General features: G+C 70.7%; 24 protein-coding genes. 6 read left to right on the top strand and 18 right to left on the bottom strand.

The features are described from left to right. Positions 1-26: 26 nt before the first annotated feature. The 4 genes from H4J02_RS06785 (at position 27) to H4J02_RS06770 (ending at position 3221) form a co-directional block, all read left to right on the top strand. Positions 27-1088 carry a ubiquinol-cytochrome c reductase iron-sulfur subunit gene (locus H4J02_RS06785; protein WP_187676313.1) on the top strand — a complete coding sequence of 354 codons (1062 nt, stop codon included), beginning with the start codon at positions 27-29 and terminating at the stop codon, positions 1086-1088. Next, positions 1085-2719 carry a cytochrome bc complex cytochrome b subunit gene (locus tag H4J02_RS06780; RefSeq protein WP_397420158.1) on the top strand — a complete coding sequence of 545 codons (1635 nt, stop codon included), beginning with the start codon at positions 1085-1087 and terminating at the stop codon, positions 2717-2719. The genes H4J02_RS06785 and H4J02_RS06780 overlap by 4 nt, the downstream gene beginning before the upstream one ends. An 80-nt stretch (positions 2720-2799) precedes the next feature. Next, a complete protein-coding gene (locus H4J02_RS06775) occupies positions 2800-3003 on the top strand; it encodes a hypothetical protein (RefSeq protein ID WP_187676312.1) in 204 nt (67 codons plus the stop codon). A gap of 11 nt (positions 3004-3014) precedes the next feature. After that, on the top strand, positions 3015-3221 hold the full coding sequence (locus H4J02_RS06770) for a hypothetical protein (protein ID WP_187676311.1): 207 nt from the start codon (positions 3015-3017) through the stop codon (positions 3219-3221). A 33-nt stretch (positions 3222-3254) separates the two neighbouring features. Here H4J02_RS06770 and H4J02_RS06765 read toward each other — a convergent pair whose 3' ends face one another. From H4J02_RS06765 to H4J02_RS06740, 6 genes are all read right to left on the bottom strand, one after another. Next, positions 3255-3677 carry a GNAT family N-acetyltransferase gene (locus H4J02_RS06765; RefSeq protein ID WP_187676310.1) on the bottom strand — a complete coding sequence of 141 codons (423 nt, stop codon included), beginning with the start codon at positions 3675-3677 and terminating at the stop codon, positions 3255-3257. Beyond that, positions 3677-4105, bottom strand: a complete 429-nt coding sequence (locus H4J02_RS06760; RefSeq protein WP_187676309.1) for a cytochrome c oxidase subunit 4 — start codon at positions 4103-4105, stop codon at positions 3677-3679. Before H4J02_RS06760 ends, H4J02_RS06765 begins: the two co-directional genes overlap by 1 nt. A gap of 4 nt (positions 4106-4109) precedes the next feature. Continuing rightward, positions 4110-5846, bottom strand: a complete 1737-nt coding sequence (gene ctaD, locus H4J02_RS06755; RefSeq protein ID WP_187676308.1) for a cytochrome c oxidase subunit I — start codon at positions 5844-5846, stop codon at positions 4110-4112. 5 nt (positions 5847-5851) lie between these two features. Continuing rightward, on the bottom strand, positions 5852-6730 hold the full coding sequence (gene coxB / locus H4J02_RS06750) for a cytochrome c oxidase subunit II (RefSeq protein WP_262406255.1): 879 nt from the start codon (positions 6728-6730) through the stop codon (positions 5852-5854). Between the two features lie 119 nt (positions 6731-6849). Then, positions 6850-7197: an iron-sulfur cluster assembly accessory protein gene (locus tag H4J02_RS06745; protein ID WP_187676307.1), complete on the bottom strand. Its 348-nt coding sequence runs from the start codon at positions 7195-7197 to the stop codon at positions 6850-6852. Positions 7198-7234: 37 nt separating this feature from the next. After that, entirely contained in the window at positions 7235-8650 is a 1416-nt protein-coding gene (locus H4J02_RS06740) for a dipeptidase (RefSeq protein WP_187676306.1), read from the bottom strand. A gap of 38 nt (positions 8651-8688) precedes the next feature. Here H4J02_RS06740 and H4J02_RS06735 point away from each other — a divergent pair, with 38 nt between their 5' ends. Then, complete coding sequence (locus tag H4J02_RS06735; RefSeq protein WP_187676305.1) at positions 8689-9264, top strand: DUF3043 domain-containing protein; 576 nt, start codon at positions 8689-8691, stop codon at positions 9262-9264. An 18-nt stretch (positions 9265-9282) separates the two neighbouring features. Here the strand turns inward: H4J02_RS06735 and H4J02_RS06730 are convergent, their stop codons facing one another. The 3 genes from H4J02_RS06730 to hisD are packed head-to-tail and all read right to left on the bottom strand — an operon-like array spanning position 9283 to position 12196. Further along, positions 9283-10308 carry a quinone-dependent dihydroorotate dehydrogenase gene (locus tag H4J02_RS06730; RefSeq protein ID WP_187676304.1) on the bottom strand — a complete coding sequence of 342 codons (1026 nt, stop codon included), beginning with the start codon at positions 10306-10308 and terminating at the stop codon, positions 9283-9285. Between the two features lie 20 nt (positions 10309-10328). Then, positions 10329-10832 carry a transcriptional regulator NrdR gene (nrdR, locus tag H4J02_RS06725; RefSeq protein WP_187676303.1) on the bottom strand — a complete coding sequence of 168 codons (504 nt, stop codon included), beginning with the start codon at positions 10830-10832 and terminating at the stop codon, positions 10329-10331. Positions 10833-10879: 47 nt separating this feature from the next. Continuing rightward, positions 10880-12196, bottom strand: a complete 1317-nt coding sequence (hisD, locus tag H4J02_RS06720) for a histidinol dehydrogenase (protein WP_187676302.1) — start codon at positions 12194-12196, stop codon at positions 10880-10882. 60 nt (positions 12197-12256) lie between these two features. On the opposite strand from hisD, the gene H4J02_RS06715 reads away from it, so the two are divergent. Beyond that, positions 12257-12766, top strand: a complete 510-nt coding sequence (locus H4J02_RS06715; protein WP_187676301.1) for a flavin reductase family protein — start codon at positions 12257-12259, stop codon at positions 12764-12766. A 28-nt stretch (positions 12767-12794) separates the two neighbouring features. Here the strand turns inward: H4J02_RS06715 and H4J02_RS06710 are convergent, their stop codons facing one another. From H4J02_RS06710 to H4J02_RS06670, 9 genes are all read right to left on the bottom strand, one after another. After that, complete coding sequence (locus tag H4J02_RS06710; RefSeq protein WP_187676300.1) at positions 12795-13109, bottom strand: AzlD domain-containing protein; 315 nt, start codon at positions 13107-13109, stop codon at positions 12795-12797. Next, the gene (locus H4J02_RS06705; protein WP_187676299.1) at positions 13106-13819 is read right to left on the bottom strand and encodes an AzlC family ABC transporter permease; all 714 of its coding nucleotides are present in this window, start codon (positions 13817-13819) and stop codon (positions 13106-13108) included. Before H4J02_RS06705 ends, H4J02_RS06710 begins: the two co-directional genes overlap by 4 nt. Beyond that, the gene (locus H4J02_RS06700; RefSeq protein ID WP_187676298.1) at positions 13816-14730 is read right to left on the bottom strand and encodes a sensor histidine kinase; all 915 of its coding nucleotides are present in this window, start codon (positions 14728-14730) and stop codon (positions 13816-13818) included. Before H4J02_RS06700 ends, H4J02_RS06705 begins: the two co-directional genes overlap by 4 nt. A gap of 113 nt (positions 14731-14843) precedes the next feature. Beyond that, entirely contained in the window at positions 14844-15212 is a 369-nt protein-coding gene (locus H4J02_RS06695; protein ID WP_187676297.1) for a hypothetical protein, read from the bottom strand. A 121-nt stretch (positions 15213-15333) separates the two neighbouring features. Next, entirely contained in the window at positions 15334-15993 is a 660-nt protein-coding gene (locus H4J02_RS06690) for a response regulator transcription factor (protein ID WP_187676296.1), read from the bottom strand. Next, positions 15990-17195 carry a sensor histidine kinase gene (locus H4J02_RS06685; protein ID WP_187676295.1) on the bottom strand — a complete coding sequence of 402 codons (1206 nt, stop codon included), beginning with the start codon at positions 17193-17195 and terminating at the stop codon, positions 15990-15992. The genes H4J02_RS06690 and H4J02_RS06685 overlap by 4 nt, the downstream gene beginning before the upstream one ends. Positions 17196-17278: 83 nt before the next feature. Next, entirely contained in the window at positions 17279-17986 is a 708-nt protein-coding gene (locus H4J02_RS06680; RefSeq protein ID WP_187676294.1) for a hypothetical protein, read from the bottom strand. Positions 17987-19370: 1384 nt separating this feature from the next. Further along, the gene (locus tag H4J02_RS06675) at positions 19371-20051 is read right to left on the bottom strand and encodes a hypothetical protein (protein WP_187676293.1); all 681 of its coding nucleotides are present in this window, start codon (positions 20049-20051) and stop codon (positions 19371-19373) included. A 10-nt stretch (positions 20052-20061) separates the two neighbouring features. Further along, positions 20062-20343 carry a hypothetical protein gene (locus H4J02_RS06670; protein ID WP_262406254.1) on the bottom strand — a complete coding sequence of 94 codons (282 nt, stop codon included), beginning with the start codon at positions 20341-20343 and terminating at the stop codon, positions 20062-20064. Positions 20344-20643: the final 300 nt, after the last annotated feature.

The following is a 20643-nucleotide window of genomic DNA, read 5'->3' as shown; positions in this document are numbered from 1 at the left end:
GCACGGAAGCACAGGAAGGGAAGCGCATGGCAGGGACCGACGGGGCCGAAACCGGCACCGCAGTCGAGAGGCACGAGAGCGCGCCTCTGCCCGCGGGCGTCGGCGTCGTCACGGATGACCGCGTCGAGAACCCGGGATTCCCGCCGTTCCGTCCGCGCGTCTCCGACATCGACCCGGTGAAGGAGCGCCAGAACGAGCGGCGCATCTTCTGGCTGTTCCTCGCCTCGATGGTGGGAAGCGTGTTCGCGGTCGTCGCGTACATCGTGTTCCCCATCCACGAGGGCGACATCGAGTCCGTGCGGGTGAACAACCTGCTCCTCGGCCTCGGCTTCACGCTCGGCCTGCTCGGCATCGGCTTCGGCGCGGTGCACTGGTCGAAGTCGCTCATGGACGGCCACGACCTCGTCGAGGAGCGCCACGAGACCCGCGGTAAGCCCGAGACGATCGCGCGCGCCGCCGAGATCTTCACGCTCGGCAACAAGGAGTCCGGCTTCACGCGACGCAAGCTCATCCGCAACAGCCTCTTCGGCGCGCTCGCGCTCGCCCCGCTGTCGGCGATCGTCATCTTCCGCGACTTCGCCCCCGCCGAAGACCCCGTGAAGCTCCTCAAGCACACCCTGTGGGAGAAGGGCGTCCGCCTCGCGCGCGACCCCAACGGCATCCCGATCAAGGCGTCGGATGTGACGCTCGGCTCGGTCTTCCACGTCATCCCCGAGAACCTGCACGAGTCGTCGCACCCGCTCGAGGAGAAGGCCAAGGCGGCCGTGCTGCTCATGCGCCTCAAGCCCGAGGACCTCCAGGTCTCCGAGGGCCGCGAGGACTGGAACTTCCGCGGGATCGTCGCGTACTCCAAGATCTGCACGCACGTCGGCTGCCCCGTCGCCCTGTACGAGCAGCAGACCCACCACCTGCTGTGCCCCTGCCACCAGTCGCAGTTCGACATCACGCGTGAGGCCGCCGTCATCTTCGGCCCGGCCAAGCGCCCGCTGCCGCAGCTGCCCATCACCGTCGACGAGGAAGGCTACCTGATCGCGCGCAGCGACTTCCAGGAGCCCGTCGGCCCGAGCTTCTGGGAGCGTTCGCTGTGACCGCCACCGCCACGTCCACCGCGGAGACGACCGAGGCCCGCCCTGCACCGGGCAAGGGCATGCGCTTCGTCAACTGGGGCGCGAACTACATCGAGGACCGCACGAGCATGTCGGGCCTCGTCAAGGAGCTCGGTCGCAAGATCTTCCCCGACCACTGGTCGTTCATGCTCGGCGAGGTCGCGCTCTACAGCTTCATCGTCATCCTGCTCTCGGGAACGTTCCTGACGTTCTTCTTCCAGGCGTCGATGACCCCGGTCATCTACGAGGGCTCCTACCCCACGCTCAAGGGCGTCGAGATGTCGGCCGCCATGGCCTCGACCCTCGACATCTCCTTCGACGTGCGCGGCGGCCTTCTCATGCGCCAGGTGCACCACTGGGCGGCCCTGCTCTTCGTGGCCTCGATCGGCCTGCACATGCTGCGCGTGTTCTTCACGGGCGCGTTCCGCAAGCCGCGCGAGATCAACTGGGTCGTCGGCTTCGTGCTCTTCGTGCTCGCCATGGGCGAGGGCTTCACGGGCTACTCGCTCCCCGACGACCTGCTCTCGGGCAACGGTCTCCGCATCATCGACGGCATGGTCAAGGGCGTGCCGATCGTCGGCACCTGGATCTCGTACCTGCTGTTCGGCGGCGAGTTCCCGGGCGAGGCGATCGTCGGACGCCTCTACACGCTGCACATCCTGCTGCTGCCGGCGCTCGTCGTCGCGGCGATCGGCGTGCACATGATCCTGCTCGTCGTGAACAAGCACACGCAGTTCGCGGCACCGGGTCGCACCGAGGGCAACGTCGTCGGCGTGCCGATCATGCCGGTGTTCGCGGCCAAGGCCGGCGGCTTCTTCTTCATCGTCTTCGGCGTCATCATGCTCGTCGCCTCGACGGTGACGATCAACCCGATCTGGAACTACGGCCCGTACGACCCGTCGCCCGTCTCCGCCGGCACCCAGCCCGACTGGTACATCGGCTTCGCGGACGGCATGCTGCGACTCATCCCGCCGCACCTCGAGTTCGAGCTGTGGGGTTTCACGTTCACGATGTACATCCTGATCCCCATCGCGGTTCTGGTGCTGTTCATCATCCTCGTGGCCCTGTACCCGTTCATCGAGGCGTTCATCACGGGCGACAAGCGCGAGCACCACATCGCCGACCGCCCCCGCAACGCCCCGACCCGCACCGCGATCGGCGCCGCAGGCGTCACCTTCTACGCGGTCATGTGGGCGGCGGCGAGCTCGGACCTCATCGCTACGCACTTCAGGCTCTCGATCGAGGGCGTGACGCACGTGCTGCAGTTCGCGCTCATCCTCGCCCCCATCGCGGCGTACTTCCTCACGAAGCGCATCGCCCTCTCGCTCCAGAAGAAGGACCGCGAGATCGCGCTGCACGGCTTCGAGTCGGGTCGTATCGTGCGCCTGCCGGGCGGCGAGTACATCGAGGTGCACGAGCAGCTCTCCGACTACGAGCGCTGGCGTCTCGTGAGCTACGACGACTACGCGCCGCTCATGGTGCGCCCGAACGCAAAGGGCAAGATCACGGTGGCCAGCCGCATCCGCGGTGTGCTGTCGCGCTGGTTCTTCGAGGACCGCATCGCCCCGGTGACGCGCTCCGAGCTCGAAGCCTCGAAGCACGACCACCACTGAGTCCGCTCGGTACGAGAGGGGCGGCGCCGAAAGGTGCCGCCCCTCTCGCGTGCGACCGCTCCCCCGTGGGAGAATGACACATGGAGTTCACGCTCATCATCGGAGTCGCTTTCCCGATCGTCGCGATCGGCGCCTGGATCGCGATCTCGGTGCTCGTGCGTCGTCGTGAGCGCGATGCGGGCGAGACCTTCGTGCCGCCGGCCGACCGCGCGGCCGCCCTGCAGTCGAAGAGTCTCCACGAGGCCGCGGCGGCCGGCAAGATGACGTCTGTGCGCCGCCCGTAGGGAGACGAGACATGACCTTCTCACTCGTGCTCGGCCTCGGCGTGACCGTGCTGGGGCTCGCCGGCTGGATGGCCGGCACGATCGTCATGCACAAGCGCGCCGCGAAGCAGCACATCGACCCGAGGGACCGCGCGGAGGCGCTCAAGAGCGTCAAGCTGCACGAGGAGGCGACAGCCGGTCAGATGACGAGCATGTCCAACAACGGACGGCCGTTCTGACGCGGCCCTCCTGGGCTCACTACGGTGCCGGCGTCAGAAGAAGCGGCGCATGTACTCCGCCGACTCGTGGAAGCCGAGTCGGTCGTAGAACCCGCCTGCACGACGGCTCGCGACGGTCAGCTGTGTGACCCCACGGCGCTCGCACTCGGCCTCGACGGCCTTCACGAGCTTCGTGCCGTAGTCGTGACCACGGGCATCCGCTGCGACCACGATCTCCTGCAGCTGCGCCGACGGACCGTTGGTGGACAGCAGCGGCACGATGGTCGTCAGCGCGTAGCCGCGGATGCCCTCATCGTCGTCGACGACGTAGAGCAACACCGAGGGGTGCTCCCCCGCGAGGTACGACGCGATCGTCGCGTCGAACGCTGCGCGGTCCGGAGGGAAGGCGTGGCCGAGCTGCTGGACGAGGCCGAAGATCGCATCCTCGTCGCCCGGGCGGGCCTCACGCACCGTCATCAGCGGGCGAAGTGGTTCCGGTAGTACTCGTAGTTCCAGCCGACGATCGCGATGAGCACGATCGGGCCGCCGATGAACGACACCCACGGGCCGACAGCGAGTCCGGTGAACACGAACGCGAGGCCGAACGCGAGCGCGAGCGGCCACCAGCTCCACGGGCTGAAGTGCCCGAGCTCGGGGTCGTCGTCGTCGATGTCGGCGGTCAGCGTGTCCTGCGCGAGCTCGCCGCCCTGCGCCTTGTGCGTACGCCCGAGGTAGAACGCGAGGAAGAACGCGAGGATCGCCGAGAGCGTCATCGCGACAGTGCCGACCCACTCGAACTTGTTGAGGTCCCACTCGACGGTGATGCCGACCCAGATCGTGTACGCGGCAGCGGCCAGGAGGAAGAAGACCCCCAGGATCCACATCAGGTTCGCATTGGTGCGCATGGCGCTACTTCACCTCTCCATCGGCGACGTCGACGACCGGGCGGTCCGGGGCGTCCTTGGCGGGCCCGATGCCCACCTGCACCGTGTCGGGGTGGTGCAGGTCGAACGCCGGCGACTCGGAGCGGATGCGCGGGATCGACGTGAAGTTGTGGCGGGGCGGCGGGCACGAGGTGGCCCACTCGAGCGAGCGCGAGTTGCCCCACGGGTCGTCGACGGTCACCTTGGGAGCCTTGCGCGCCGTGATCCAGACGTTCAGGAAGAACGGGATCATCGAGACCGCGAGGATCGCGGAGCCGATCGTCGAGAGCTGGTTCTCCCACGTGAAGCCCTCGCCCGCGAGGTAGCCCGCGTAGCGGCGCGGCATGCCCTCGACACCGAGCCAGTGCTGGATGAGGAAGGTCGTGTGGAAGCCGATGAACAGCAGCCAGAAGTGGATCTTGCCGAGGCGCTCGTCGAGCATCTTGCCCGTCCACTTGGGCCACCAGAAGTAGAAGCCGGAGAACATCGCGAAGACGACGGTTCCGAACACCACGTAGTGGAAGTGCGCGACCACGAAGTACGAGTCGGACACGTGGAAGTCGAGCGGCGGCGAGGCGAGGATGACGCCCGTGAGACCGCCGAAGACGAAGGTCACGAGGAAGCCGAGGGCCCAGATCATCGGGGTCTCGAAGGTCACCGAGCCGCGCCACATCGTGCCGATCCAGTTGAAGATCTTCACGCCCGTCGGCACCGCGATGAGCATCGTCATGAGCGCGAACCACGGCAGCAGCACGGAGCCCGTGACGTACATGTGGTGGGCCCACACCGTGACGGAGAGGGCAGCGATCGCGATGGTCGCGAAGATGAGGGTCTTGTATCCGAAGATCGGCTTGCGGCTGAACACCGGGAAGACCTCGGAGACGATGCCGAAGAACGGCAGCGCGATGATGTAGACCTCGGGGTGGCCGAAGAACCAGAACAGGTGCTGCCACAGGATCGTGCCGCCGTTGGCGGGGTCGAGCAGGTGAGCACCGAAGACGCGGTCCACACCGAGGGCGAAGAGGCCGCCGGCGAGCACCGGGAAGGCGAGCAGCACGAGGATCGACGTCACGAGGATGTTCCAGGTGAACACCGGCATGCGCCACATGGTCATGCCGGGGGCGCGCATCGTGATGATCGTCGTGATGAAGTTGACCGCACCGAGGATCGTGCCGAAGCCCGAGAGCGCGAGGCCGAAGACCCAGAGATTGCCGCCGATGCCCGGCGAGAAGGTCGTGGTCGAGAGCGGCGTGTAGGCCGTCCACCCGAAGCCCGCGGCGCCCTGAGGCGTGAGGAACCCGCCGATCGCGATGAGCGATCCGAAGCTGAAGAGCCAGTACGCGAAGGCGTTCAGACGCGGGAACGCGACGTCCGGGGCCCCGATCTGCAGCGGCATGATCGCGTTCGCGAAACCCGCGAAGAGCGGGGTCGCGAACATGAGCAGCATGATCGTGCCGTGCATCGTGAACAGCTGGTTGTACGCCTCGTTCGTGGGCAGCACGTCGACGCCGGGCGTGAAGAGCTCGACACGGATGACGAGCGCGAGCACGCCGCCGATGCAGAAGAAGACGAACGAGGTGATGAGGTACAGGTAGCCGATCGTCTTGTGGTCGGTGGTGGTGAGCCACTTGACGATGGTGTTGCCCTTGCGGGTCGGCTTCGCGGGCGCGACGGTGCGCGTCTGCGTCGTGGTCTGGCCGGGGGCCGGAGCCGTGGTCGTCATCGGGATCAGTCCTCGTTCTCGCTGGACTCGCCGTTGCCCGGCAGGTTCTGGTTCACGTTGTACTCGGGTCCGAGTCGGCCCTCGTTGCCGGCGGCACGGAGCTCCTCGATGTGGGCCTCGTATTCCGCCTGGGACACGACGTGCACCGTGAAGAGCATGTCCGCGTGGTACTCACCGCAGAGCTCGGCGCACTTGCCCCGGAACACGCCCTCCTTGAGGGGCGTGAAGTACATGTAGTTGGACTTCGCCGGGATCATGTCCTTCTTGTAGAGGAAGTCGATGACCCAGAAGGAGTGGGCGACGTCACGCGACTCGAGCTGGATCTCGACCTTCTGGCCGACCGGCAGGTAGAGCGCGGGGAGGGTGTCCTCGTCGAGCTCGCCCGTGCGGCTCGGCTGGCCCTGGACGCCCTTCGTGTACACCTCCTCGTTGAGGTAGTTGAAGTCCCACGACCAGCGCTTTCCGAACGCCTCGATGCGCACATCCGGGTTGCCCGGGTCGTTCTCGATGGCAGCCTGCTCACGCGCCGTGAAGGCGAAGAAGCCGATGATGAGGATGAACGGCACGATCGTGTAGAAGATCTCGATCGGCATGTTGTAGCGCAGCTGCACCGGGAGGCCCGTCTGGCCCTTGCGGCGGCGGTAGACGATGGCCGCCCACAGGGCGAGGCCCCACGTGACGACGCCGACGCCGAGCAGGACGACCCACGAGGTCACCCAGAGCCCGATGACGTTGTCGGTGTGGTTGGTCGTGCCTGCGCCGCCGGGCAGGTAGCCGTTGAGCTGCTCCTGCGTGCAGCCGGCGAGGATGACCGCGACGGCGAGGCCGATCGGGACAACCGCCCAGCGGGCGAGTCGTGAACGCTGTGGGCGGTTGGATCGCACCTGGAACCTCTCGGACTTTCGACGTGGTGATTCGATACTCAGTCTATAGCCGAACGAGCCGCCCTCCTTGCGGAGGACGGCTCGTGTCCGGTGCCCCGTACGGGGGCGATGTGGAAATCTCAGTGGAAGGAGTCTCCGCACGCGCAGCTGCCCTGCGCGTTCGGGTTGTCGATCGTGAAGCCCTGCTTGTAGATCGTGTCCTCGAAGTCGATCGAGGCGCCGTCGAGGTACGGGACGCTCATCTGGTCGACCACGACCTCGACGCCGTCGAAGTCGCGCGTGGCGTCTCCGTCGAGGAGGCGCTCGTCGAAGTAGAGCTGGTAGATGAGGCCAGAGCAGCCGCCCGGCTGCACGGCGACGCGAAGGCGCAGGTCGTCACGGCCCTCCTGCTCGAGGAGCGACCGCACCTTCTGCGCGGCGGTGTCGGAGAGGGAGACCCCGTGGGTCGTCTCGAGCGTGTCGGTCATGTCGCGATTGTATCCGCTGACTCCGGGAACCCGCTGGTCACCGCGACGCGAGGCGCGCGAGGAGCAGGGCCTCGCCGAGGATGGCCTTCTCGAAGCTCGGGAGGTGCACCGACTCGTTCGGGCTGTGCGCGCGCGAGTCGGGGTCTTCGACCCCCGTCACGAGGATCTGCGCGTTCGGGAACCGCTCCGCGAGCTCGGCGATGAACGGGATAGACCCGCCGACGCCCATCTCGACCGTCTCGTTGCCGAAGGCCTCCTCGAGGACGGCCTTGGCATCCGCGACCGCCCATCCGCTCGTGTCGACGAGGAACGGCTGGCCGAGGTCGAGGCCGTCGACCTCGAGCTCCGCCCCGAACGGCGTGTTGGCGCGCAGGTGGGCCATGATCGCCTCGTAGGCCTCCTCGGCGCGCTGGCCCGGGGCCACGCGGGCGCTGATGCGCACGCGCACGGTCGGGACGAGCGTGTTGGAGGCGTCCTTGACGCTCGGCGCGTCGATGCCCGTGAGGGTGATCGACGGCTGGTTCCAGATCCGGGAGATGATCTCACCGTGGCCGATGGGGGTCGCGCCGGGCAGGAGACCCGTCTCCTCGCGCAGCTGCGCCTCGTCGTACTCGGGCGTCTCGGCGTCGCGCGAGGTGAGACCCGCGACGGCCACGGAGCCGTCCTCGTTCCAGAGCGTCGAGAGCAGGCGCACGGCCGCGAGCATGGCATCCGGCACCGCTCCCCCGAACATGCCGGAGTGCGAGGCGTGCTCGAGCGTCGTGATGCGGAGGTTGAAGGCGCACGCACCCCGGAGCCCGACGGTGATGGCGGGGATCTCCTTCGACCAGTTGCCCGAGTCCGCGACGACGATGACGTCGGCGTCGAAGGTGTCCTTGTAGTGCTCGAGGAAGGTCGAGATCGAGCGGGAGCCGAACTCCTCCTCCCCCTCGGCGTAGAGCACGAGCCCGATCTCGGGGTCGCCGAGCACCTGCTGGTAGGCGCGGATGGCGGCGATGTGGGCGACGACGCCGGCCTTGTCGTCGGCGGCGCCGCGACCGTAGAGGCGGTCTCCGCGCAGGGTGGGTTCGAAGGGCTTCGAGTCCCAGTTCGCCTCGTCGCCCGGGGGCTGCACGTCGTGGTGGGCGTAGAGCAGGATCGTGGGCTTGCCGTTCCGGGCCTTGCGCGTCGCGACGACGGCCGGCTGCCCGAGGGCGTCGGAGCCGGGCTCGGAGACCGGCAGCTGCACGACGTCGACAGCCTCGAAGACGCCCAGCTCACGCGCGAGCTCGGCGACGCGTTCGGCGCTCGCGCGCACGTGGGCGAAGTCGAAGCCGTCCCACGAGACCGACGGGATGCGCACGAGACCCGACAGGTCGGCGATCGCCGCGGGCAGCCCCGCCGCGACCGCTTCGCGCAGCTCCTCGGCTCGGGGGGTGGATGCGGACACGGTCGACGGGTCGGTCTCAGCCATGCAGGTAATCTTAAGTCTCCCGACCAGCGAGGAATCCCGTGCCCAAGAAGACCCCCGACGACGCGACGCCCACTCCCGAGAGCTCGGAGGTCGACGGCGCGCTCGGCAAGGGACGCCCCACGCCGACCCGCAAGGAGCGCGAGGCCGCGCGCAAGCGCCCGCTCGTGCCGGACGACCGCAAGGCGGCCCGCCAGGCCTCGCGCGCCGAGCTCAACGCGCAGCGCGACCGTGCGCGCCTCGGCATGGAGCGGGGCGAGGAGCGGTTCCTGCCCCTGCGCGACAAGGGACCGCAGAAGAAGTTCGTGCGCGACTACGTCGACGCCCGCTGGAACGTGGGCGAGATCCTGCTGCCCCTCATGGTGCTGGTCATCCTCACCTACTTCATCCCCAACGAGTACGTGGCGATCTACGCGCTCGCCGCCGTGTGGGGCTTCCTGCTCATCGTCGTGATCGACTGCATCTTCCTCGCGCGCACGCTGCGCAAGAAGCTCGCCGCGAAGTTCGGCGCCGACAAGGTCGAGAAGGTCGGCTGGTACGCGGCGATGCGCGCCGCCCAGCTGCGCCCGCTGCGTCTGCCGAAGCCGCAGGTCAAGCGCGGCGAGTTCCCCGCCTGATCGCGCGTCCCACGGGCGTCAGGCCGCGCGGCGCAGCCCGCGGTTGATCGCGCGCGCCCAGAACGGCCCCTCGTAGAGGAACGCCGTGTACCCCTGCACGAGCGTCGCACCCGCGTCGAGCCGCTCGCGCACGTCGGCGGCCGTCGTGACGCCGCCGACCGAGACGAGGCACAGCTCGGGTCCCACGGCCGCGCGCAGCAGTCGCAGCACCTCGAGCGAGCGGGCCGCGAGGGGTGCCCCCGAGAGGCCGCCCTCCCCCGCGGCGGCGACGACCGCGGCATCCGTCGTGAGTCCCTCGCGCGAGAGGGTCGTGTTGGTCGCCACGATGCCGGCGAGACCGATGCGGACGACGAGCTCCGCGATGCGGAGGGCCTGCTCATCGGTGAGATCGGGTGCGATCTTCACGAGCACGGGCACTCCCCCGGCCGCGTCGCGCACGCTCGTGAGCAGCGGCTCGAGCCGGTCGAGTTCCTGGAGACCGCGCAGCCCGGGCGTGTTGGGCGAGCTCACGTTGACGACGAGGTAGTCGGCGTGCGGCGCGAGCAGTCGCGTGCTCTCGAGGTAGTCGGCCACGGCGTGCTCGACCGGGACGACCTTCGTCTTGCCGATGTTGACGCCGATGACGGGACGGATGCGGGCGCGGCGGGCGCGCTCGATGCGGGGCGCGCACGCGACGGCGCCGGCGTTGTTGAACCCCATGCGGTTGACGACCGCGCGGTCGGGGATGAGCCGGAACAGACGCGGCCGCGGGTTGCCGGGTTGCGCCTGCGCAGTGATCGTGCCGACCTCGACGTGGCCGAAGCCGAGTGCACCGAGGCCAGCGATGCCGCGCGCCTCCTTGTCGAAGCCCGCCGCGAGCCCGAAGGGCGTCGGGAACTCGAGCCCGAGCGCGCGCACGGCGAGCGACGCATCCGGCTTCGTGAGCGCACGCGTGATCGACCGCAGGACGGGCCATCCGAGCACGCGGATGACGACGAACGCGAGGTGGTGGGCGGTCTCGGGGTCGAAACGCGACAGGACGAGCCGGAAGAGGAGACGGTACATGCCGCCCCCAGGCTAGCGGCTCAGTCGGCGGCGGCCGGCGCGGTGTCGCCGGCCTCGGCCGTGCGGGCGGCGGCCTGCTCGTGCTCGAAGCGCAGCAGGGTGATGGCCGACTCGAAGTCGTCGAGCGAGTCGAACGCCTGGTAGACGCTCGCGAAGCGCAGGTACGCGACCTCGTCGAGCTCGCGCAGCGGCGGCAGGATCGCGAGGCCGATGTCGTTCGCGTCGATCTGCGCGACGCCCGTGGCGCGGATCGTCTCCTCGACGCGCTGCGCGAGGAGGGCGAGGTCAGCGTCGCTCACCGGGCGGCCCTGGCAGGCCTTGCGCACACCCGACACGATCTTCTCGCGGCTGAACGGCTCGACGATGCCCGAGCGCTTGATGACGTTGAGGCTCGCGGTCTCGGTCGTCGAGAACCGCCGCCCGCACTCGGGGCACTGGCGGCGTCGGCGGATCGACAGCCCGTCGTCGCTCGTCCGTGAGTCGATGACGCGGCTGTCGGGGTGACGGCAGAAGGGGCAGAACATCGAGTCCAGGGTATCCCGCGCGCAGCTGCGCGGCTCGGAAGCGATGCTCAGATGGGCTGACCCCGGAAACGGATGTCGACCGCGTCGCCGTGGGCGGGGAGCTGCTCGGCGTCGCTGAAGGCGCGCAGCCGCTCGGCGACCTCCGAGAGCCCCTCGCGCCCGTACCGGACGACCTGCTGCGGTCGCAGGAACGTCGCGGCGCCGAGGCCCGAGGAGAAGCGCGCCTGCCCGCCGGTCGGCAGCACGTGGTTGGAACCCGCGAGGTAGTCGCCGACACTCACGGGCGAGAACGCGCCGAGGAAGATCGCGCCGGCGTCGCTGATGTCGGCGAGCACGGCGTCGTCGTCGGACGTCTGGATCTCGAGATGCTCGGGGCCGTAGAGGTTGCTGAACTCGGCGGCGGCCGCGAGGTCGTCGACGAGCACGACGGCCGACTGCGGGCCGTCGAGCGCCGCCGCGGCGCGTTCGCGGTGCGTCGTGCCTGCGAGCTGACGATCGAGTTCGGCGGCGACGGCCTCGGCGAGGGCGGGCGCATCCGTCACGAGGATCGCGGCGGCGAGCTCGTCGTGCTCGGCCTGGCTCAGGAGGTCGGCCGCGACGAGCGCCGGGTCGGCCGAGCCGTCGGCGATCACGAGGATCTCGGTCGGGCCGGCCTCGGCGTCGATGCCGACGACACCGCGCACGAGGCGCTTCGCGGCCGCGACGAAGACGTTGCCGGGACCGGTGACGACGTCGACGGCCTCGAGGCCCGCATCCGGCACCCCGTACGCGAACGCGCCGATCGCACCGGCGCCGCCCATCGCGAACACGTCGGCGACCCCCAGAAGGCCCGCGGCGGCGAGGATCGTCGGGTGCACCGAGCCGCCGAACTCGGCCTGCGGCGGCGAGGCGAGCACGACGGACGAGACGCCCGCGACCTGCGCCGGGACGACGTTCATGATGACGCTCGACGGGTAGACGGCCTTGCCGCCGGGCACATAGAAGCCCGCGCGGCGCACGGGCTGCCAGCGCTGCTCGATGCGCGCATCCGGACCGAGCTCGGTGACCGCGGGCGCCGGCACCTGGGCGGCGGATGCGAGGCGCACGCGCCCGATGGACTCCTCGATCGCCGCGCGCACCCGCGGGTCGAGCGACTCGACGGCGGCGGCGATCTCGTCGGCCGAGACCCGGAGGCGCGCGGGCCGCACGCGGTCGAAGCGCTCCGACTGCTCGAGGAGCGCCTCGGAACCGCGCTCGCGGACGTCCTCGATGAGGGTCTGCGCGGCCTCCGTCGCGACGGAGACGTCGACCCGGGCACGCGGGATGAGGGCGCCGAGCTCGGCGCGGGTCGGACGGGTGCCACGGAGGTCGAGGGTCTGGATCATCGCGAGACAATGGTAGGTGCAGCCGGAATGCCCGGACGCCGAGAGCAGTTGAAAGTGACGATGGAAGACAGCAGCGAGCCCCGGATCGTCGACGACCTCTCCGCCTTCAAGCTCGCGTTCCGCCGGCTCGCCGCGGGCGTCTCGGCGATCACGGCCCGAACGCCCGACGGCCGACCCGTGGGCTTCACGGCGACCTCGCTCGCGTCGCTCGCCGCCGTGCCGCCCCTCGCGACCTTCAACATGGCGCGCGTCGCGAGCACGTGGCCCGCGATCGAGCAGACCGACCACGTGATCGTGCACATCCTCGGCGCGCGCAACCGGGCCGTCGGTGCGAAGCTCGCGGGCGACCACGATCGACGCTTCGACGGCGACCACTGGGAGCCCGGCCCGCTCAGCCTCCCCCTGCTGCGCGATGTGCCGGCGTGGATGCTCGGCCGGATCGTCGGCCGCTACCCCGTGCACGACAACGCCGTCGTCGTCGTGCAGATCGAGGATGGCGGGCTCGGCGAGCCCGACGACGCGCTGCTGTACCACGAGCGCGAGTTCCTGCGTCCCGGCGCGATCGCGTGACGCATCCGCTCGCCGCGTCCTCGCGTCGTCAGGGCATCCAGCCGAGCAGGCGGACGAGGGCGGCGAGTGCCGCGGCCGCGATGACGACGACGATGAACGGCACACGCAGCGCGTAGAGCGCGGCGGCGAGCACGACGGCCGGCACGCGTGCGTCGAGCACGATGCCGCCTGCGGACTCGAGGGTCTGCGTCGCCGTGAGCGCCGCGAGGAGCGCGACCGTCAGCAGGTTGGCGACGCGCGCGGGCGTGGGCCGCTCGAGCAGGCTCGGCGGCACGAGATAGCCCACGAGCTTGAGCGCGAACACCGCGATCGACGCGAGCAGGATGACGTGCCACACGGTCACGCGGATCGCCTCCCGAGCACGTTCGTGACACCCACGACGATCGCGACGACGGCGGCGACGAGCACGGGCAGCCCCGCCGGGAGCACCGGGACGAGCACTGCGGCGATGACGGCGGCGGCGACGGCGACGGCGACCGGCTGGCGGGCGGTGAGCCGTGGCCACAGGAGCCCGAGGAACGCGGCCGCTGCGGCGGCGTCGAGCCCGTACTGGCGCACGTCGCCCACGAGGTCGCCGAGGAGGGCGCCGAGCAGCGTCGTGAGGTTCCAGCCGACGTAGATGACGGCGCCCGTCACCCAGAAGCCCACGCGCTGACCGCGCAACGTCGGCTGGGCGCTCGCGACGGCGGTCGACTCGTCGATCGTCCACTGCGCGGCGAGCACGCGACGCCACCAGGGCCCGCCGACGACGGGCGACATCCGCATCGAGTACAGGCCGTTGCGGATGCCGAGCAGGGTCGCGCTCGCAATCGCGGCCGGTCCCGCCGCGGCGCCGCCCGAGGCGATGACGCCGACGAGGGCGAACTGCGACCCGCCCGAGAACATGAAGAGGCTCAGCACGCACGCCTGCCAGACGTCGAGGCCCGACGCGACGGCGAGGGCGCCGAACGAGACGCCGTAGGCGGAGACGGCGATGCCGACGCTCAGCGCGGCGCGTACGGCGGCGCCCGTCGCGTCGGAGCGGCTCCGCGCGGGTGGTGCTGCGTCGGTCACCGGTGCCCCGGGCTCGTCTCGTCGACCGCGTTGTGGAAGCGCAGCGCGGGGAACACCGCCTGCACCGTGAAGCCGACGCCCGCGACGCGATGCGCGTCGAAGACGCCGCCGAAGAGCTCGGCGCGCTCGCGCATCTCGGTGATGCCGCGACCGGCGGGCGTCTGGGTGAGCGCGGCGAGGTCGTCCTCGACCGTGTAGCCCTGCTTCTGGGCCTCCTCGTACGGGTCGAGGCCGTCACGGATCGCCGCCGCGCGCGCCCCATCGTCCTCGACGAGCAGCTGCAGGCCGTCGTCGGTCCAGCCGAGCGTGACCCGCACGTGGGTTCCCCGGCCGCCGTGGGCGACGGCGTTGGCGAGCGCCTCCTGCAGAATGCGGAGCACCGCGACCTCGGCGCCCTCGCGGAGCGCGTGCGGCTCACCGTTCTCGACGAGCTCGACCTCGATGCCCTCGGCGCGGGTGGCGTCGACGAGCTCCTGGACGCTCGAGAGCTCCGGCGCGGGACCGGCCTCGTTCTCGGCGTCGAGGGCGACATCCGTGACCCGGCGCAGGTCGGCGACGACGGCGCGCGCCGAGTCGGCGATCGTGCCGGCGGTGCGGGCGGCGACGGCGGGGTCCTGAGCGGCCGCCGATCGAGCGCCCTCGGCCTGCGCGATGATGACCGTGAGGGCGCGGATGGCGACCTCGTGAAGCTCGCGCACCATCCGGAGCCGCCCGCCCTGCTCGGCGAGCGTGAGCTCGAGATCGAGACGGTCGCGCTCCGCGGCAGCGCGCTCACGCGCGGCGAGCCTGGCGCCGCGTCGCGCGCGCAGCCACAGCACGATCAGCACGAGCACGATGAGCAGCAGCACGGCGGCTGCGACCGCGAGGATCACGACGAGGGACGTCGCGTTCGCGTCGAGCCAGGCGTCCACGTCGTCCTCCTGTCGCGCGCGATCCGCAGGCTTGTCGCGCCGTCACGATGGTAGTGGAACGGGGGCCGCGTCTGAGACGCGGCCCCCGTGGGAGCGGACGGCGGCGTGGAGCCTCAGTCGGTCGGCGGCTGCGGCTGCTGGCTGCGCAGCACCTCGAGGCGGGCGCGGTACTCGACCTCCTCGATGTCGCCGCGCGCGAAACGCTCGGCGAGCACCGCCTCGGCGCTCTTCGCGGCCTGCGCCGCTGCCCACGGGCCGCCGGGACCCCACGGGCCCTGTCCCCACGGGCCCTGTCCCCACGGGCCCTGTCCCCACGGGCCGCTCCACCCGGCCTGACGCCAGCGGCGGCGACGCGTGACGATGAACGTCACGATGAGGCCGATGAAGAGCAGCCAGAAGACGGCGGGCACGATCCAGAACCCCGGGCCCCACCCCCATCCGGGATGTGCGACGGCGCCGGCGAGGGCGATGGTCGTGAACATGTCGGGTCTCCTTTCGTCGCCGACCCGGATGAGCCGGCGATCTCAGGCTCGTCGCACGCGCGCATCCGCGGATCCGCCCGAGGGCGTCGTGTGCCTACTCCCCCGGGAGCATTCCGCAGGTTCAGGAGCCGGGGGTGACGAGGCCTGTGTCGTAGGCGACGATGACGAGCTGCACGCGGTCGCGCGCTGCGAGCTTCGACATGATGCGGGACACGTGCGTCTTCGCGGTGAGCGGACTCAGGAACAGGCGCGCGCCGATCTCCTCGTTCGTGAGGCCGTGACCGACGAGGGCGAGCACCTCGCGCTCTCGTTCGGTGAGGTCTGCGAGACGCGCCGTGTCGGGCGGGGCGCTCAGGCCGCTTGCGACGCGCGAGAGCAGCGTGCGAGTGACGCTCGGGCTCAGGAGAGCGTCGCCCGCCGCGACGACGTGCACGGCGCGGATGAGCTCGACGGGTTCGGTGTCCTTCACGAGGAAGCCGCTCGCGCCCGCGCGAATCGCCTGCGCGACGTACTCGTCGAGCTCGAACGTCGTCACGACGACGACGTGCACACCGGCGAGGGCGGGGTCGGACACGATGCGCTCCGTGGCCCACAGGCCGTCGCCGTCCGGCATCCGGATGTCCATGAGCATGACGTCGGGGCGCTCGCGCTTCGCGAGCGACACCGCTTCGCGGCCCGTCGCCGCCTCGCCCACGACGAGCAGGTCGGGCTCGGCCGCGAGCAGGCTGCGGAAGCCCGCGCGGATGAGCTGCTGGTCGTCGGCGATCGCGACGCGGATCACGGGCGCTCCTCCCCCGTCGAGGCGGTCGTCGGCAGATGCGCGCGCACGGTCAGGCCCTCGCCCGGCACGAGCTCGAACGCGCCGCCGAGCTGCTCGACGCGCTCCCGCATCCCCGTGAGCCCGCGGCCGGGGACGACGGATGCGGCGCGCCCGTCGTCGGCGACCTCGACGCGGATGCCGCCCGGTTCGGGCGAGAGCCGCACCTCGACGCGCGTGACGTCGGCGCCGTGGCGTGCGACGTTCGTGAGGCCCTCCTGCACGATGCGGTAGGCCGCGGCCCCGACGGGTGAGGGCAGCTCGCCCTCGAGACCGTCGTCGAGCACGACCTCGGCCCCGGGGACGTCGGTCGCGGCGACGAGATCGGCGATGCGCGCGGCATCGGGCTGGGGTGCGCGAGGCGCCTCGCCGTCCTCGCGCAGCACGCCGAGCACGGCGCGCACGTCGTCGAGCGCCGTCTTGCTCGCCTGCTTGATCGAGGCGAGCGCCTCGACGGCCTTGCCGGGCTGCGTGTCGGCGAGATGGAGGCCGACGCCGGCCTGCACGTTGATCTGGCTGAGGGAGTGCGCGAGCACGTCGTGCAGCTCGCGTGCGATGCGCATCCGCTCCTCCTCCGCGGCGGTCTGGCGGCGGCGGGCCGCGGCGGCGCGGAACGCCGCCATCCGCTGACGTCGGGCCGCGAGCATCTCGCCGAAGCCGATCGCGATGACGAGACCGAGCGCGGTGCCGATGACGCGCGGCGGCGGCCACGCGAGCTGCTCGAGGGTGAGCGACAGCACGAGCACGACGAGCCACGCGCCCGCGAGCGAGGCCCATGCCCAGACGCGTGCGCCGCGCACGACGGCACCCGCGAGGGCGAACGCGAAGGCGAGCGGGATGGGGCCCCCGAGCGCGCCGAAGGCCATCGTGGCGACCGCGAGCACGGCCGTGATGACGACGATCGGTCCGGGGAACCGCCGCGCGCCGATGAGCGCCGCAGGACCCGCGAGGGCGAGCGCGACCGTGAGGGCCGCGACGCCCGGCGGATGGTGGCCGAACCGCAGCAGGGCGGCGACGCCCGCTAGTTGCACGAGAGCGCTCAGGATGACGGGGATCCACAGCCGCAGGGCGGGCGATCCGCCCGGCCGACGTCCATCGCTCTCTCCGAGCGCCCAGGGTCCGCCGCCCCGACGAGGGCCGTCGGCATGCGTGTGCGGCCCGGGCATGGCGACATGCTACGCGGCGGCCGTGGGCGCGTGGATCCGCCGAGGGTCGGGGGCGGGGTACTCCCATGGGAGTACTCCGGACGTCACGAGCGCGGGGGCTCTCCCGCCTCGAGCATCGCGACGAGCTGGCGAAGGGAGCGCTTCCGCGCAGCGAGCCGGGCGATCTGCTCGTCGAGCGCGTCGATCTCCTCGCGCAGCCGCGCCACGCTCGCCGTCTTGAGATCAGCACGCTCCGACTCGCTGAGCGGCCGGGCCGCGTCATCGGGTTCGGAACCGACGCGCGTGCGTGTTCGGAGAGGCGTCGTCGGCGCCGGGCGAGGAACGACAGGTTCTCCGATCAGCAGCGCGGGGGGCTCGTCGCCCGCGGATGGCCAGATCACGAGGTGGTACCGCTCCTCAGCGGAACGAAGCGCGACCCCATCGACGTCGTCACCTCGCCTCCTGGCGTGTGCGCGCACCCGATGCCAGCCCGTCCGACCCAGCCTCTCGCGGATGGCGACCATCTCCTCGCGAGACGGGTGACAGAGGACGAGCTCGACGGTCGTGAACTCGGTCGAGCACTCGCCGTCGACATCCCAACCTGCCTCGACCGACTCGGGCCGCTCGCCGGCGACCGTGACGCCGACGTCGGCGATGCCGAGCCACGCGCCTGTCGCGAGCCGGACGCCGCCCCTTCGCGAGGCGATCAGCCCGGCCATGCTCGTCGGCGCGGGCTCGCTCGCGTCGTCTGCTTCCGGGCGTCCGATGAGCTCGAGATACCCGAGATCGAAACTGATCTGGACATTCGTCACGGGTGTCGCCTCGGTCGCACGAATCAGGAGACGTCTGCACGGACGTGCGCATCCACCGTACTGGCAGCCCGCGCGCATACGACTCGGCGTGCCGCACGGGGCCCGATGTCGAGCGAACGACGACCCCGCGCTGCACCCGAGCGGCGGTGCACATGGGAAAGGCCCCGAAAACCGGGGCCTGACCTGGGATTCTGCTCCCCGGCTTGGACTCGAACCAAGAACCTATCGATAAACATCCCTAATCTCTCGGAGTGTTCTCGACACCTGTCATCGTTGATCGAGACCTGCAAAATCCCAGGTGAACCGGTGGTTTTCCAGCGTAGTCCACCCGCGAGACCTCTCATTGCTCGTCGGTGTATCGCGCTCGTCCGCCGTATATATAGCGGATAAGTGGCGGATAACCCGCCAGAGCGGCCGCGCAGGCGAGGGTGGGGACGCTCTGCGCGCTCCCGGAGCGCCACACCGCTCCCAGCCGGCGGGCAAGTTCACGAGGCGCACGGCCCCCACCGCCGGCTGCTCACGGCGGGCGTCCGCGGAACGCACGACGCTCCCCCTGGGTCGGGAGAGGTCGGCGTGTGGTCGTATCGTGGGCTGCATGCCCGACGAGTACACGGACGCTGAGAGGTCCCGCCGTGCGGAGGTCGCACGGCAGGTGCTCGCAAGCGGTGCCCTTGACGGCGCCCCGCACTCGGAAAGGTTCAACCGCGCCGTCGGGCGCTGGATCGCCGGCGAGATCCCTGCGGACCAGATCAAGAATGAGCTCGAGCTCGGGGGCGAACCTCAGTAGACCGGCTCCGCCCTCCGCTCCCTGCGCTCTCTGCGTTCGTCGCTCTCGCTCCCGTCGTCCTCGCTGGCGCTCGTCCTCCGTCGCGTCGCTCCTCTCGCCGTTCGCTCCGGTCGTTCCGGGCTCCGCCGGCGCCGCGTTGCGTTCACGGTGGTCTGCGGTGCGCCTGCGGCGGCCTTCGGCCGCTGCCTGCGGGGCGTGCATCGCTTCCGCCTGCGTGTCGTCGACGGTGGCGTCACCTGCGGTGCCGGGCCTGCGGTGTGGGCTCTTCCTGCCCGCGTAGCGCACCGACACGTTCCGGCGACACGGCGCCCTCTCCGCCAGCTCACCGTCACCGTCACGCCCCGCAGTACGTCGACGGAACGCCCAGCGGCGCGCAGCCTCACGTCACGCCCGCGTCACGCCCCTGCACGACCAGGCGACGCGCACGCTTCCCGCGAGACGCAACGCCAGCGGGGTTCCGGCAGCGACCCGACCAGGCGTTCCGCCAGCGCCGGGGGTCGGAGCACGCGCAACGGGCGGAGGCCCCCGGTCTGGTCGCTTGTGGGCAGCGAGGGCGGCGCTGTTCGCGCCGCGAGCGGGCTGGGTTGGGGTTGGGTGTCAGACGCTCTCGAGCGTCGAGCTGGCGACGAGGATGTTCCGCGCGATGAACTGCGGCGGGACCTCGGCAGGGTCAGGCGGCTCGACGTACCGGCTGTACGAGAGGGTCTGTGGCGCGTCCAGGCGCCGCCAGGGGTCGGCGAGCCATGCCGGCTTCGGGGCGGTGGCGGCGTCGAGCCAGTACTCGGTCGCGGCGGCGAGTGCGGCGTCCCAGGCGGCGTCGTCGGTCGTCGCCGGTGTTGCGGCGCTGAGGATGACGCGGCCAGCGGCGTCGGCCTTCGCCAGCGCGTCCGAATATGAGATGAAGCTGCGGAACGCCTGGTCGGGTCGCCCCTCAGCGAGCTCGGCGGCGATCGCCGAGGCAGCGACGGCGGCAGTGACGCCGGTGACGGACGGGGTGGGGTCATGCTCGAGAACGAGCGGTTCCGCGAGCCCGCGTACGACGGCACCCGTCCACGCGGCCAACGAGAGGTCCCGGCGTCGCGCCTCGGCCATGATGGCGCTCCACGTCGGCGCGAAGATCACAACGGTCGTCCGGCCCGAGACCGGCATCACGAGCCGCTCGCCCTGGGGGGCCGGTGCACGACAGCAGCCATCGCACGCGTGAGGTGCGCCGTGGGGATGGTGGTAGCCGTGCGTACAGCTCGGTGCCGACACGCTGAAGAGGTCGGGATCGGACATCGCGCTCACGCTACCGCCCGCCGGTGTCGTTGCGGTCCTCCACCGCGGGCCCCCACACCCATGCCCGGTGCTGGATGTCGCCGAGTCGCCACCTGATCGCCGCCGCAGCACGAGTCCACGCGACAAGCTCGGCGTCGACGCGCAACGGCACACCGCCGTATCTCACCCACGCGCGCACAGGCCGCGGGATAGGGGTGCGGGTGAGCGGCTCGTGTGTGAGGTCGAGCTCCTCCGCGGTGAGCGTGTCCGGCTCGTGCCCGCGGGCGACGACCTCGGCGACACGAGCGTCCATGAGCCGGTCGTAGTGATCGGCGTACCGCCTGTTCGACCCCATCAGGTCTTCTCCGGGTTGGCTGAGCTGGTAGTGCCGGCCCGGCCGCCGCTAGGTGTTCAGTCTACGAGGCCGCACCGGCAGCGGAGGGCACCGGACACCACGCACGATGCCCTCCCGCTGTCTCCGGAAGGAACTGCGGAGCGTAGCCCCCCAAGGCCCTGATGCTCCGTCTTCTTGTCTATGCGCGGCACTGGGCGCTTTCACACGGCTACGGCTGGTGTCTACCCGATCTGGGGCTGAAAGTCGAACGAAGTTGCA

This window comes from Protaetiibacter sp. SSC-01 (genome assembly GCF_014483895.1).
Lineage (GTDB): Bacteria > Actinomycetota > Actinomycetes > Actinomycetales > Microbacteriaceae > Homoserinibacter.
This window is presented reverse-complemented; position numbering and strand designations above follow the sequence as displayed.

Bases quoted from the DNA above. Each gene is read 5' to 3' on its own strand.
- H4J02_RS06785 (WP_187676313.1), top strand. From the start codon at position 27: ATGGCAGGGACCGACGGGGCCGAAACCGGCACCGCAGTCGAGAGGCAC.
- H4J02_RS06775 (WP_187676312.1), top strand. From the start codon at position 2,800: ATGGAGTTCACGCTCATCATCGGAGTCGCTTTCCCGATCGTCGCGATC.
- H4J02_RS06770 (WP_187676311.1), top strand. From the start codon at position 3,015: ATGACCTTCTCACTCGTGCTCGGCCTCGGCGTGACCGTGCTGGGGCTC.
- H4J02_RS06765 (WP_187676310.1), bottom strand. From the start codon at position 3,677: ATGACGGTGCGTGAGGCCCGCCCGGGCGACGAGGATGCGATCTTCGGC.
- H4J02_RS06760 (WP_187676309.1), bottom strand. From the start codon at position 4,105: ATGCGCACCAATGCGAACCTGATGTGGATCCTGGGGGTCTTCTTCCTC.
- ctaD (WP_187676308.1), bottom strand. From the start codon at position 5,846: ATGACGACCACGGCTCCGGCCCCCGGCCAGACCACGACGCAGACGCGC.
- H4J02_RS06745 (WP_187676307.1), bottom strand. From the start codon at position 7,197: ATGACCGACACGCTCGAGACGACCCACGGGGTCTCCCTCTCCGACACC.
- H4J02_RS06740 (WP_187676306.1), bottom strand. From the start codon at position 8,650: ATGGCTGAGACCGACCCGTCGACCGTGTCCGCATCCACCCCCCGAGCC.
- H4J02_RS06730 (WP_187676304.1), bottom strand. From the start codon at position 10,308: ATGTACCGTCTCCTCTTCCGGCTCGTCCTGTCGCGTTTCGACCCCGAG.
- nrdR (WP_187676303.1), bottom strand. From the start codon at position 10,832: ATGTTCTGCCCCTTCTGCCGTCACCCCGACAGCCGCGTCATCGACTCA.
- hisD (WP_187676302.1), bottom strand. From the start codon at position 12,196: ATGATCCAGACCCTCGACCTCCGTGGCACCCGTCCGACCCGCGCCGAG.
- H4J02_RS06715 (WP_187676301.1), top strand. From the start codon at position 12,257: ATGGAAGACAGCAGCGAGCCCCGGATCGTCGACGACCTCTCCGCCTTC.
- H4J02_RS06695 (WP_187676297.1), bottom strand. From the start codon at position 15,212: ATGTTCACGACCATCGCCCTCGCCGGCGCCGTCGCACATCCCGGATGG.
- H4J02_RS06685 (WP_187676295.1), bottom strand. From the start codon at position 17,195: ATGCCCGGGCCGCACACGCATGCCGACGGCCCTCGTCGGGGCGGCGGA.
- H4J02_RS06675 (WP_187676293.1), bottom strand. From the start codon at position 20,051: ATGTCCGATCCCGACCTCTTCAGCGTGTCGGCACCGAGCTGTACGCAC.
- H4J02_RS06670 (WP_262406254.1), bottom strand. From the start codon at position 20,343: ATGGACGCTCGTGTCGCCGAGGTCGTCGCCCGCGGGCACGAGCCGGAC.